At 31.9% G+C, this 12,466-nt stretch carries 14 protein-coding genes; 13 read left to right on the forward strand and 1 reads right to left on the reverse strand.

What is annotated here, in order from left to right; translation table 11 throughout:
• Window positions 1-91 precede the first annotated feature (91 nt).
• The 12 genes from ACVCXO_RS12415 (at window position 92) to ACVCXO_RS12470 (ending at window position 10,500) form a co-directional block, all read left to right on the forward strand.
• Window positions 92-688 (forward strand): NAD(P)H-dependent oxidoreductase, encoded by a 597-nt coding sequence (locus ACVCXO_RS12415; RefSeq protein ID WP_452229911.1) that lies wholly within the window; start codon window positions 92-94, stop codon window positions 686-688.
• Window positions 689-691: 3 nt separating this feature from the next.
• Window positions 692-2,584, forward strand: coding sequence for a monovalent cation:proton antiporter-2 (CPA2) family protein (locus ACVCXO_RS12420; RefSeq protein ID WP_452229912.1), 1,893 nt, complete (start codon window positions 692-694; stop codon window positions 2,582-2,584).
• On the forward strand, window positions 2,584-3,465 hold the full coding sequence (locus tag ACVCXO_RS12425; protein WP_452229913.1) for a helix-turn-helix domain-containing protein: 882 nt from the start codon (window positions 2,584-2,586) through the stop codon (window positions 3,463-3,465). Before ACVCXO_RS12420 ends, ACVCXO_RS12425 begins: the two co-directional genes overlap by 1 nt.
• Window positions 3,466-3,556: 91 nt before the next feature.
• A complete protein-coding gene (locus tag ACVCXO_RS12430) occupies window positions 3,557-3,751 on the forward strand; it encodes a hypothetical protein (protein ID WP_203458822.1) in 195 nt (64 codons plus the stop codon).
• An 8-nt stretch (window positions 3,752-3,759) separates the two neighbouring features.
• Window positions 3,760-4,137 (forward strand): nuclear transport factor 2 family protein, encoded by a 378-nt coding sequence (locus tag ACVCXO_RS12435; protein ID WP_452229914.1) that lies wholly within the window; start codon window positions 3,760-3,762, stop codon window positions 4,135-4,137.
• Window positions 4,138-4,145: 8 nt separating this feature from the next.
• Window positions 4,146-4,754 carry a ferric reductase-like transmembrane domain-containing protein gene (locus ACVCXO_RS12440; protein ID WP_452229915.1) on the forward strand — a complete coding sequence of 203 codons (609 nt, stop codon included), beginning with the start codon at window positions 4,146-4,148 and terminating at the stop codon, window positions 4,752-4,754.
• Between the two features lie 117 nt (window positions 4,755-4,871).
• Window positions 4,872-5,606 carry a flavodoxin family protein gene (locus ACVCXO_RS12445; RefSeq protein ID WP_452229916.1) on the forward strand — a complete coding sequence of 245 codons (735 nt, stop codon included), beginning with the start codon at window positions 4,872-4,874 and terminating at the stop codon, window positions 5,604-5,606.
• Window positions 5,607-5,760: 154 nt separating this feature from the next.
• Window positions 5,761-6,909: an ergothioneine biosynthesis protein EgtB gene (gene egtB, locus ACVCXO_RS12450; RefSeq protein ID WP_452229917.1), complete on the forward strand. Its 1,149-nt coding sequence runs from the start codon at window positions 5,761-5,763 to the stop codon at window positions 6,907-6,909.
• A complete protein-coding gene (locus ACVCXO_RS12455; RefSeq protein ID WP_452229918.1) occupies window positions 6,910-7,857 on the forward strand; it encodes an L-histidine N(alpha)-methyltransferase in 948 nt (315 codons plus the stop codon).
• Window positions 7,858-7,859: 2 nt separating this feature from the next.
• A complete protein-coding gene (locus ACVCXO_RS12460) occupies window positions 7,860-8,528 on the forward strand; it encodes an aspartate/glutamate racemase family protein (RefSeq protein WP_452229919.1) in 669 nt (222 codons plus the stop codon).
• 94 nt (window positions 8,529-8,622) lie between these two features.
• Complete coding sequence (locus ACVCXO_RS12465) at window positions 8,623-9,477, forward strand: SDR family oxidoreductase (RefSeq protein ID WP_452229920.1); 855 nt, start codon at window positions 8,623-8,625, stop codon at window positions 9,475-9,477.
• A 144-nt stretch (window positions 9,478-9,621) separates the two neighbouring features.
• Complete coding sequence (locus ACVCXO_RS12470; RefSeq protein ID WP_452229921.1) at window positions 9,622-10,500, forward strand: nuclear transport factor 2 family protein; 879 nt, start codon at window positions 9,622-9,624, stop codon at window positions 10,498-10,500.
• A gap of 90 nt (window positions 10,501-10,590) precedes the next feature.
• On the opposite strand, the gene ACVCXO_RS12475 is transcribed toward ACVCXO_RS12470, so the two are convergent.
• A complete protein-coding gene (locus ACVCXO_RS12475) occupies window positions 10,591-11,328 on the reverse strand; it encodes an NUDIX hydrolase (RefSeq protein ID WP_452229922.1) in 738 nt (245 codons plus the stop codon).
• Between the two features lie 263 nt (window positions 11,329-11,591).
• Here ACVCXO_RS12475 and ACVCXO_RS12480 point away from each other — a divergent pair, with 263 nt between their 5' ends.
• Window positions 11,592-12,458, forward strand: coding sequence for a hypothetical protein (locus tag ACVCXO_RS12480; protein WP_452229923.1), 867 nt, complete (start codon window positions 11,592-11,594; stop codon window positions 12,456-12,458).
• Window positions 12,459-12,466 lie beyond the last annotated feature (8 nt).

The following is a 12,466-nucleotide window of genomic DNA, read 5'->3' on the forward strand; positions in this document are numbered from 1 at the left end:
ATTACTAAGAACACGAAGTGCCTCCATTTATATTATAAGCGATTAAAATTAATTTTATAATCGCTTATTTATTTAGAATTAATTTAGTCTTATGAAAAAAATACTCATTTTGTTTTCGCATCCTAAATTCGAAAAATCTAGAGTTAACCAAGCTTTAATTAATCATATTAAAGACAAAGAGCATGTAACTATTCATGATTTATACGAGGAATATCCGGATTTTAATATCGATGTTACTGTAGAAAAAGAATTACTTAATCAGCACGACATTATTATCTGGCACCATCCTTTTTATTGGTATAGTTGTCCGCCTTTAATGAAGCAATGGATTGATATGGTCTTAGAGTTTAATTGGGCTTATGGTCCAGAGGGTAATGCATTACAAGGTAAAATATGCTTAAATGCCATTACTACAGGAGCTTCTAAAGAGGTATATTGTTCCGAAGGTTATAACAGCTTTACCGTGAAACAATTTTTACGACCTTTTGAACAAACAGCAATTTTGTGCGGCATGGAATATTTTCCACCATTTGCAGTTATGGGCACCCACAAACTTACCGATGAAGCTTTAACAGATTATAAAATAAACTACGGAAAATTAATAGATTTACTACAAGTTAATTTATCGGCTAACGATTTTGAAAACAAATCGTTTATAAATGATATTCCACAACTAAATAACGCATAAAAGATGACTGGAAGTATACTTTTTGAAGCCATAGTTTTTCTTGCCGGAGCCATTATTTGTGTTTCCATAGCAAAACGATTGGGTTTAAGTTCTGTAATTGGATATCTATTAGCAGGTGTATTAATTGGTCCTTATGTTTTAGGTTTTATTGGAAACGAAGGGGAAGATATTTTACATTTTGCAGAATTTGGAGTAGTCGTAATGTTGTTTTTAATCGGACTAGAAATTGAACCTAAAAATTTCTGGAACATGCGAAAAACCATAGTAGGAATGGGAGGGATACAAGTAGGAGGAACCATGTTGCTCTCTTATATTCTTTTCGCGGCATTGGGTTTTGATTGGAAAGTAGCCCTAGTTATTTCTATGGCTGTGGCGCTTTCCTCTACAGCAATTGCTTTGCAAACCATCAAAGAGAAAGGATTGATGGAAACTAATTTTGGAACGGCTTCATTTTCTATCTTGCTATTCCAAGATATTATCGTGATTTTCATGTTAGGTTTTATTCCGCTTTTAGCGAATACAGAAGGTAACGCTTCCGCGGAAAACAGCAGTGAACATGCCAATTTACTAGACAACCTTCCTATGGGGTTTCAAACTTTAGCCATTCTTTTATCGGTAGTTTTAATCATTGTTGCTGGTCGTTATTTAATTGTTCCTATGCTACGAAAAGTCGCAAAAACTGGCGTTCGTGAACTGTTAATTGCAGCGGCATTTTTAATAGTTTTCGGAATTTCATTTATCATGGAATATGTTGGTATAAGTCCTGCTTTAGGAGCCTTTTTAGGTGGTGTAGTACTTTCTAATAGTGAATTTAAGCATGAGTTAGAAAGTACGTTAGAACCATTTAAAAACTTACTTTTAGGATTGTTTTTTATGGCTGTGGGCGCATCCATTAATTTTATTGTTATCGCTAATAGTCCGTTAACCATTGGAGGAATCCTAATTGCAATTATCGCTTTAAAAGCTATTGTTCTATTTATTACAGGTCATATTTTTAAATTAAAAATCGATCAAAAATTACTACTAACTTTCAGTTTAGCCCAAATTGGAGAATTTGCATTTGTATTGTTATCCTTTGCTTTCGGACTTCATATTTTGTCGCAAGAACAAATGGATATGATGCTTGTAATTACCGCGCTATCTATGTCACTAACTCCAATAATTGGTATCTTTAATGAGCGCTTTATTCTTCCTAAAATAGGAACTAAAGAATCTATAAAACGACCAATGGATCATATTGCAAAATCCCAAAAAATTATATTGGTTGGTTTTGGTCATTTTGGAAGTACTATCGGACGTTTTATGCGTTCGCATGGTGTAGAAGCTACCGTTTTAGATCACGATTCTAATCGTGTAGATTTTCTTAGAAAAATGGGGTTTGAGGTGTATTATGGGGATGCAACACGATTAGATTTATTAGAATCCGCAGGAATTGCAGAAGCTAAAATCATTATTTGTGCGACCAATAAGATTAGTGTTTCTAAAGCAATTAGTAAAATTGTAAAAGAAAAGTATCCGCATGTAGAATTAATGATTCGTACTAAAAATAGATATGATGCTTATGAATTATTAAATCTAGGACATGAAAATATCTATAGAGAATCCTTAGAAACTTCCTTAACTTTAGCCAAAGATGTGCTAAGTCAAATGGGTTTCAGAAAATATACATTAAATAGGCAAGTTCAGAATTTTATCAAGTACGACCAAGATAGTTTAAGACGATTGGCTTCTGAACCGAAACGAGAAGACAACTATATCTTTAAAGCAAAAAAAGAATTAGAACAACAAGAAAAATTCTTAAACGAAGATTTTAAACGTGGACTTGTAGACTTTGATAATCATTGGGACAGTGATCATATTAGAAAAGCTTTAGATAACGCCAATAACAAAAACTAATGCAAAAGGATATTCCACATATAGAATTTGATTCTAAAAAACCAGACAATAGTGGTATAGAAATTATAAAAATTGAAGATTTAAATGCGCGTAAAGACGATGCAGAGGATCATCATCCCGAAAAAGCACATCAGGTTTCTTTTAATATGATTGTGTTGTACACCGCTGGTGAAAGTAAACATTTAGTTGATTTTGTTTGGCATCGGGTAAAGAAAAATACAATCATACATATTTCTAAAGGTCAAATTAATGCGTTTCAGTTTACGCCAGAATTAAAAGGTTACATCTTATTATTTACAGAACCTTATCTTAAAAAGCAGATTAATACCTTACCAAAAAATGAAATAGACAGACTCTTTAATGCGCAATTATTTTCGCCAATTATTCATGTGCCAATAGATTCTAATGTGGAGAAATATATGAGACTGTTTGATGAAGAATATTCCAATTCCCAAGAAAGTTATAATCAAGATAATACGTATAATGCACTGCATACCATTATCTTTTCAAAACTAGAACGCTTAAAACAATATCAAACCATTCATTTAAAACGCTCGGATAAACTAAAGGCATTTTTAAACTTTAAATCGTTGTTAGCTACAAATTTTAATACAAGCAGGAACGCAGATTTTTATGCAGAAAAACTGAATATGTCTTATAAGCATCTCAATACTATTTGTAAAGAAACCGTTGCCATAACTGCTAAACAATTTATTGACGAATTTATAGTATTAGAAGCCAAACGTCTTTTGGTAAATTCTGAAATAAAAAGTTCTGAATTGGCGTATTCCTTAGGTTTTGAAGAACCTACTAATTTTGTAAAATATTTTAAGAAGCATACCGGATTTACCCCAAATCAATTCAAAAAACAATACGATTAAGCTTTAGGGTTCGATATTTACCATTTTTACTCTTATATTCATCGTTAGGTTTGCTTTCGTTTATCTGAAATTTGTTTCAAAATATAAAATCATGTCAGATATAAAAACTTGCCCAACTTGTGGCGCAAAAGCAAAGTATAAAGTTAAAGATGCTGTTGAAACTTTTGAGGCTGTGCAAGACGAAGAAGTCTTGAAAAAAGTGGGGCAGCTTAAAAAAGCAATGCAAAAGTTTAAAGAAAAAGCGGAAGCGCTAGAAAAAGAATTAACGGAATTAAAATCAAAATAACGCAACTTATGGATATTCAAAAAAACAAAGAGAATGCTATTGCTTTCTATAAAATGGCCTATGAAGGAAATCCTACTAAAGCAGTAACGCTTTATGTTGGTGATGCTTATAAGCAACATAATCCAATGGTTGCAGATGGTCCGCAAGCATTTATTGATTATTTTAATCGCATGCAAAAAGAATTTCCTGTAAAGTCTATGGATTTTATAAGAAGTGTTGCTGAAGGGGATTTAGTAGCTTTACATACGCATCAAATTTGGCCAGATAATGACCAATATGTCACTATGGATTTTTTTAGATTTGATACCAACGGAAAAATTGTAGAGCATTGGGACAGCATTCAGCAAATACCTGATACTTCTGAGAATAATAATACTATGTATTAAGTCTTATTATGAAGGTAATTAAAAATAATTTTGGTTGGGTAATCGTTACCATATTAGCCAGTTTACCATTATTAGTTATTTTAAAAATGATAAACATCGATTTCTCTAATGGTTTATCGCTTTCCTTTGCCGAAAATGCCGTTGGAGAAGGACGTACAACCGTTGAAATGTTATATCATGTTTCTGGGGAATTTGCCATTCGCTGGATGACAGCCGTATTAACCTGTACACCGTTTTTTATCCTTTTCGGAATTTCAAATCTTTTTGTACGACAAGCTATGGGAATAGCAACAGCAGTTTGGAGTTTGCTTCATTTTATTATTTTTATTGCTGCCGAAGGTTTTTTAGAAACCTTTACTCAAGTCAATTATATTGCAGGTTTTATAGCCATTTTAATATTGATTCCATTGCTGTTTACATCAAATAGAAAATCGATGAAACGACTTAAAAAGAATTGGAAAAAACTCCAAAGCTATTCCTATGCTGCCATTTTATTAAGCTTAATTCATGTGGCCATTTTAGATAAAACTTGGATTATTTATGCAGTTATTGTTGGTTTGGGTTTTATTCTTAGAATTCCTTTTGTGAAAAATAAAGTTATAAAGTTTCGATCCTAATCTAATACATCTAAAGTCAAGATATAAAGCGTGATTTTTTTTAAGGCAATATTTTATTCTTTTGCGTTATTACGTATTATTTTTTTTGAATAACTTACATGGTATAAAGCATAAAATATGAAAAATCCAAATTTTAGTAATTTAAGCGTGGTATATATCAATTGTACTTTAAAAAAATCTCTCGAAACTAGTCATACGGAAACTTTGATGAATGTTTCTAAAGAAATCATGTTAAAGGAAAAGGTTAAGGTGGACGAAATTCGTTTTATAGATCATAAGGTTGCGAGTGGTGTTTATCCGGATATGACAGAGTATGGATGGGAAACGGACGAATGGCCATCTTTGTTTAAAAGAGTCATGGAAGCTGATATACTTATTGTTGGAACTCCAATTTGGTTGGGAGAAAAGTCTTCTGAAGCTCAAAAACTAATTGAGAGACTGTATGCTATGAGTGGTAAAACCAATGAAAAAGGACAGTATATTTTTTACGGAAAGGCTGGAGGATGCATAGTTACAGGAAATGAGGATGGTGTAAAACATTGTGCTATGGGAATTTTATATTCGCTACAGCATGTAGGATATTCTATCCCGCCTCAAGCAGATTCTGGATGGATTGGAGAAGTTGGTCCAGGACCTAGCTATGGAGATAAAAAATGGCAAGACAAGAAATTAGATAATCCTATTGGTTTTAACAGCGATTTTACAAATAGAAACACAACATTTATGACCTATAATTTGCTTCATTTAGCATCTATGTTAAAAGCAAACAATGGGTATTCTAATTATGGGAATTCTAGAGAAGAATGGGATTCAGGTAAGCGTTGGGAATTTGAGAATCCGGAATATAGATAAAAACAGAAAGGCTTTAACTATAAAGACAACATGAAAATTAATTTACCACATTTTAATGTATCGTTTTGTAATTTATAAGCCAAAAGGAGACCAATTATAATATTAAAAATAATATGCGAGTAGCGTATAAATAGGAGCAAAGATTAATCTAAATATGAATATTAGTAAAATATATCAACAAACAAGACAGGTAACTATTGATTTTTGCAGTCCTTTAAAAATCGAAGATTATTCCATTCAAGTGGTACCATTTGCTAGTCCTGCAAAATGGCATTTAGCACATACTACTTGGTTTTTTGAAACCTTTATTTTGAAACAATACGTTCAAGATTATGTAGCGTTTGATCCTAATTTCAACTTTCTATTTAATAGTTATTACAACAATGTAGGAAGTAGAATATTGCAAACCAATAGAGGTAATATGTCGCGTCCCAGTACCGATGAAATCTTTGCATATAGAGCGTATGTAGATACTAAAATGCAAGATTTTTTAAAGGATGTTTCCGATAAAAAAATACTAGATTTAGTAACACTTGGTTTAAACCATGAGCAACAACATCAAGAATTATTAATTACGGATGTAAAATATATGCTTGGTCATAATCCTATTTTTCCTGCGTATCATGAAGATGCTAATCTTATAAAAGATAGCAATTCCAATTCCGAAAGCATTACCATTAAAGCTGGGTTGTATAAAATAGGTCATCAAGGCAAAGATTTTTGTTATGATAATGAATTAGGAGTGCATCAAGTATATTTGGATGATTTTGAAATAAATAATCATTTAGTTACCAATGGGGACTATTTAGAATTTATGGAATCTGGAGCCTATTCCGATTTTAATCTTTGGTTAGACGATGGTTGGTCTTGGGTAAATAAAAATCAGATCCATGCGCCAATGTATTGGCATAAAATAGAAGGAGAGTGGCACAATTATACCTTAGCAGGATTACAAAAAGTAGATGAAAATGCAATTTTAAGTCATATTAATTTTTATGAAGCCAATGCGTATGCCGAATGGAAAGGCATGCGTTTACCAACAGAATTGGAATGGGAAATTGCTTCCCAACAATTGGATTGGGGAAAACGTTGGGAATGGACCAACAGTGCGTATTTGCCATATCCGAATTTTGAAAAAGAAAATGGTGCAGTAGGTGAGTACAACGGAAAATTTATGAGTAACAAAATGGTGCTTCGTGGTGCATCGGTTGCCACTTCTAAAAACCACAGCAGACCAACATATCGTAATTTTTTTAACCCAACAGAAAGGTGGCAATTCACCGGAATTAGATTAGTAAAATAGATGATTGAAACATTTAAAAAAGAAGTAAAACAAGGATTAGATAGTAACCCTAAAACACTTCCTTCCAAATATTTTTATAACAAAATTGGCGATGCTCTTTTTGTAGAAATAATGAATCTTCCAGAATATTATCTAACACGAAGTGAATTAGATATTTTTCAAAATAAAACACAAGATTTAATAAGCGCTTTGAAGCTAAATGCTAATGCGCATTTTGAGTTAATTGAGCTTGGTGCTGGTGATGGTTTAAAAACCAAAAAGCTTTTAAGCGCATTAGATAAACAGAATTTTGCATTCGATTATCTTCCAATAGATATCTCTTCCAATGCATTGAGTTTACTAAAAAAAGACCTTTCAGAAACATTACCAAACGTATCTGTAAAAACACAACAAGGGGATTATTTTGAAATATTAGCTTCGTTAAAAAATAGTAATAAACCTAAAGTTATTTTGTTTTTAGGTTCTAATATTGGTAATATGAAAGATGCAAGAGCTGCAGAATTCATCTATAATTTGGGAGCCAATTTAAAACCGGGAGACAAACTATTGTTAGGTGTCGATTTAATAAAACCGAAAGACATTGTTTTGCCTGCTTACAACGATAATAAAGGTATTACCGCTAAATTCAATCTTAATTTATTACATCGAATGAATGAAGAATTGGGTGCGGATTTTAACCTTGAAAATTTTAAACACCAACCGGAATATGATGAATCGGAAGGTATTGCGAAAAGCTATATAGTGAGTACAAAAAAACAAACGGTTACTATAAAGGCTATCGAAAAATCCTATAATTTTGAAGCTGGCGAAAAAATACACACCGAAATATCAAGAAAATATAATGATACGTTAATCGAAAAGATTATTGCTAATACAGACTTTTCTCTAGACACTAAAATACTAGATAGTAAAGGGTATTTTGCCGATTATATCTTGACAAGACATTAAAAATGCCAAAACCAAAACTTGCAATATTAGGACTTGGAAGTCGCTCCACCTTATTTTATATAAGCGAATTGAATCGTTTATATAATAATGAAAAAGGCGATTATAGTACTTGTCCGTTTGTCTTATTAAACACCGATTTCAATAGCATTAATGCTTTGTTGCCAAACACTTCTAAGCAGTTAGATGCCGTTGTAAATGCATATATAAAGCAAATAGAAACTTTTGATGCACCTCATGTTTTAATCCCAAATATTACGCTTCACGAAACTATAGATCGACTAGATATTACTACAAACGTACTGCATCCTATTTCTTTAAGTATTAAAAAAATGAAAGAGAACCATTGGAGTAAAGTTGTTCTGTTTGGTTCCTACTTCAGTATGCAAGCTTCCTATATAAAAGATCATTTTTTAGATAATGGTATGGAAGTAATACTTCCAACAGAAGAAGATATGCTATTTATAGATGATGTTAGAAAGCAAGTGTACAACGAAACGGAATCGGTTGCATTACTAGAGAAATATCATAGCTTAATAAATGGATATGCAGCTAAGAATCCTGTAATATTATCTTGTACAGAATTATCTATTGTAAAGCCTAACGGCAATAAAAAAGTACTAGATATGGCAGCTATACAAATAGAAGAAGCTATTAAAAAAGTACTTACCTAAAGCCGATATTTACCATTTTTAGTCAAACATTAATCTTCTATTAGTCACTAATAGGATGGATATTTGCGTACGTAAAAGATTAAAATTATAAATTATGAAAATAGCAGTAACGTCAGCAAGCGGAAAACTAGGAGCTTCCATAGTAAAAAATCTTATTCATTTAATTGGTAAGGATAATGTAATTGGTATTGCTCGTACTCCTGATAAAGTAGCATATTTAGGTGTTGAAATTAGAAAAGGAGATTACAACAGTAAAGAGCAGTTTGATTTAGCTTTAAAAGGTGTTGATGTGGTTTTATTAGTTTCCGGAATGGATGCACCAGATAAAAGGATCATACAACATAGAAATGTCATCGAAGCAGCAAAGCAAAATGGTGTAAAGAAAATAGTATACACAAGTATTGTTGGAGCAGAAGAAGGAAATGCTTTTAGTCCGATAGTGCAAACCAATAGACAAACAGAAAGAGATGTTCAAAACTCAGGACTGAATTGGGTGATTGGACGAAACGGAATCTACATAGAGCCAGATTTAGAATACATAAACACATATATAAAAGATGGTGAAATAAGGAATTGCGCCGCAGATGGTAAATGTACGTACACAAGTCGTGAGGAATTAGGTTTCGCTTACGCTAAAATGCTAACCGAAGACAAGCACAATAAGCAGATTTATAACCTTGTTGGTAATGGCATTACGCAAAGGCAATTAGCAGATTATATAAATCAAGTATATGGTACCAACCTTGTGTTTAATAACGTTTCGGTTGCAGCATATAGAAAAGAAAGAACAGAAGCTTTAGGAGACTTCATGGGAACTATAATTGCTGGAATTTATGAAGGGATTAAAAATGGAGCTAATGATGTAGATTCCGATTTTGAAACTGCTACAGGTAGATCGCATAAATCTGCACTGGAAATGATGAATCATTTTAAAAAGGAACAAGATTAACCGTTAATTAACCTCTAAAAACGACACAGCCTTAATTATGGTTCGATATTCACCATGTTTACGGCCGTTTTTACCTTTGGTAAAGTGTATTGCTATACTAATTTTGTCTTCAGAATTTAACGAAAAAAAAACAAATAACAATACATGAAACAAACACTTTTAGCGGCATCACTAGTTTTAACATTAGGAGCTTGCAAATCGGAAAAAGGATTAGAGAATGAATCACAAATAATAAAAGAAACTAAAATGGAACTATCCATTAAAGAAAAAACGTTGGCCGTTTTAAAAAGTATTGAAACTGGTGATTCACAAGGTGTAAGTTATATTAATGCAACAAATTACAAGCAACATAACCTTGCTGTAGCCGATGGTTTAGATGGTTTTGGAGCTTTGTTAGCGCTTGCGCCAGAAGATGGTTTTAAAGTAAATACAGTACGTGCATTTGAAGATGGAGATTACGGATTTACACAAACAGAATACGATTTTTTCGGACCAAAAATAGGTTTTGATGTATTTAGATTCGAAAACGGTCAAGTGGTAGAGCATTGGGATAATTTAATCGAAAAAGCAGCTGTAAATCCTAGTGGTCACACACAAACAGATGGTACAACAATCATTACAGATTTAGACAAAACAGAAGCGAATAAAACCATAGTTGCAAACTTTGTAAGTGACATTTTAGTGAACGGTAAAATGGAAAAACTAGCAGGATATTTCGATGGCGATAATTACATACAACACAACCCAAATATTGCAGATGGTTTATCTGGTTTAGGTCAAGCTCTAGAAGCTATGGCGAAACAAGGTGTTACTATGGTGTATACAAATACCCATAAAGTATTAGGACAAGGTAATTTTGTATTAACAATTAGCGAAGGAAGTTTTGCAGGACAACCAACTTCCTTTTATGATTTATTTAGAGTAGAAGCTGGTAAAATAGCAGAACATTGGGATGTAATGGAAACCATTGCACCAGAAGCAGATAGAAAAAATACAAACGGGAAATTTAACTTTCCTAAATAGTAGTTTTTTGATTAATAGCAGAAAAGAGGTTGTCTTGAAAGGCAGCCTCTTTTCATTTTCGCTATCACAACATTATCCTATTTTATTAAATTAGATACTTATTAAATAGTTCTTCTGAAATATTTTATCATAAATATCCTTACTAAACATGTACAGTTGCGCTGGTTTTTTAGAAACACCAACTTGTTTTTCGTCTAGTGCAATGATGTATTTTTTATTAATTAATTTTCTTCTAAAATTTCTATTGTCTATTTCTATTCCTAGAATAGATTGATATACATCTTGTACTTCGTTTATCGTGAACTTATCTGGAAGTAATTTAAAAATGATTGGTTCTGATAAACACTTTATTTTTAAATCTTCATAGGCTTCCAAAATGATTTTTTTATGATCAAATCCTAGTTCTGGTAAATCATTAACAGGAAACCATTTTGCTTGCTTTTTGCTGTTATTGACATCTACATCTTCCGTTTTCAACAGAAAGTAATAGGCGATAGTTGTCGTTCGTAAATGAAAGGCTTCATTTTTTATCCAAATGAGATCTTTAGGGTTCATTAATCGATCCGGATTACCAAAGGCTTTAAATTGCTTTTTATATTGATTGGTTAAACCAGTCAATTCCCTTAGTACTCTAGTGGCAGTTTCGTCTAAAGTTTCTTCTTTATATACATGATATCCTGTTAAGACGTAATCATCCACTAAAATCTCTTCTTTATTTTCCGATTCTAAGAAACGTTTTATCAACAAAACATTTAAAGATTTAGTGTTTATGTCAAATCCAAATACAACACAATCCACAGATATATTTAATATTTTTTCAGATTCCATAAAATAATTTATTATAAAAACAGGTGTCTGTTTTAATAAGGACTAATATATAAAAATTTAATTAAACGTCAATAATACATTATGTTCATGATGTAAGATAATTAGTAAATACTTGATTATTATATCAATATAGCATACAAAAATGATAAAATAGAATATTATTTATAAGTAAAATTATGTTTTTCTGAATTATTTATAATACATTTGAAAAACAAACGTAAATATGACGTTTGTAAAATAGTTAACTTTTTAAAACCAAAACCATGAAAAGACAAACAAAATTATTTTTGCAGAATTCTTTAAAGGCCGAAAACAGCAAACAATCTCAAACAGTTTTAGTACTACTAAGTCTTTTAATGGTGTTGACATTTAATTTAGTTTCTGCACAAGAGGAAGAAATGGAAGACGATTATAAACCATTTAGTATCGGTGCGCATTTAAAAAACATGCATACGTGGCATGGATTTGTAGTGCATCAGGGTGTTATGATGGCGACAAATATTGAATTCAATTCTAGAAATGAAAAGTTTACGTTTGGTTTTTGGGGAGGTGCAAGTTTTTCGGGAGCAGATATTGTAAGTAATACCGGGGAAAATGTAAGTGCTCTTTATAAAGAGTTCTCTATTTATACGAAATATCGAGTTTCTGATAAATTCTTTATCGAAGCCGTTTCTCATAACAATTATACTGGTGTAGAGGAAAGAGGAGATAAATTACACTATTGGAGATATGACAAAACACAAGGCTATAATTTTGTAGATGTTAATTTAGGATATAATATAACAAATAATACACTATTGTATTTAGCAACTATTGTTGGCGGTGGTTCTGGAGATTATGAAGTAGAAGCAGATGGATCATTAACCGATTCTTGGACACACTATTTTGAAGTGAGCAGTAAGGTTTGGAAAAATAAAAATTCTAGCTTATCCCTTTTTGCTGGTGGTGCTTGGTCTTTTATAACCGATAAAACTTTTTATACAGAAGAAGCAGGAAATATTATAAATGTAGGAGCGACCTTTAATAAGCAAATCTCAATAAAAAATTATAACTTACCTGTAGATGTGACTGTTATGTGGAATCCAGAGAAAGAAAAAACCGTTTTGCAACTAGATATTACTTTATTTTAAAAACAAGA

Source organism: Lacinutrix sp. MEBiC02404, from assembly GCF_053601575.1.

Bases quoted from the DNA above. Each gene is read 5' to 3' on its own strand.
- ACVCXO_RS12415 (WP_452229911.1), top strand. From the start codon at position 92: ATGAAAAAAATACTCATTTTGTTTTCGCATCCTAAATTCGAAAAATCT.
- ACVCXO_RS12420 (WP_452229912.1), top strand. From the start codon at position 692: ATGACTGGAAGTATACTTTTTGAAGCCATAGTTTTTCTTGCCGGAGCC.
- ACVCXO_RS12425 (WP_452229913.1), top strand. From the start codon at position 2,584: ATGCAAAAGGATATTCCACATATAGAATTTGATTCTAAAAAACCAGAC.
- ACVCXO_RS12430 (WP_203458822.1), top strand. From the start codon at position 3,557: ATGTCAGATATAAAAACTTGCCCAACTTGTGGCGCAAAAGCAAAGTAT.
- ACVCXO_RS12435 (WP_452229914.1), top strand. From the start codon at position 3,760: ATGGATATTCAAAAAAACAAAGAGAATGCTATTGCTTTCTATAAAATG.
- ACVCXO_RS12440 (WP_452229915.1), top strand. From the start codon at position 4,146: ATGAAGGTAATTAAAAATAATTTTGGTTGGGTAATCGTTACCATATTA.
- ACVCXO_RS12445 (WP_452229916.1), top strand. From the start codon at position 4,872: ATGAAAAATCCAAATTTTAGTAATTTAAGCGTGGTATATATCAATTGT.
- egtB (WP_452229917.1), top strand. From the start codon at position 5,761: ATGAATATTAGTAAAATATATCAACAAACAAGACAGGTAACTATTGAT.
- ACVCXO_RS12455 (WP_452229918.1), top strand. From the start codon at position 6,910: ATGATTGAAACATTTAAAAAAGAAGTAAAACAAGGATTAGATAGTAAC.
- ACVCXO_RS12460 (WP_452229919.1), top strand. From the start codon at position 7,860: ATGCCAAAACCAAAACTTGCAATATTAGGACTTGGAAGTCGCTCCACC.
- ACVCXO_RS12465 (WP_452229920.1), top strand. From the start codon at position 8,623: ATGAAAATAGCAGTAACGTCAGCAAGCGGAAAACTAGGAGCTTCCATA.
- ACVCXO_RS12470 (WP_452229921.1), top strand. From the start codon at position 9,622: ATGAAACAAACACTTTTAGCGGCATCACTAGTTTTAACATTAGGAGCT.
- ACVCXO_RS12475 (WP_452229922.1), bottom strand. From the start codon at position 11,328: ATGGAATCTGAAAAAATATTAAATATATCTGTGGATTGTGTTGTATTT.
- ACVCXO_RS12480 (WP_452229923.1), top strand. From the start codon at position 11,592: ATGAAAAGACAAACAAAATTATTTTTGCAGAATTCTTTAAAGGCCGAA.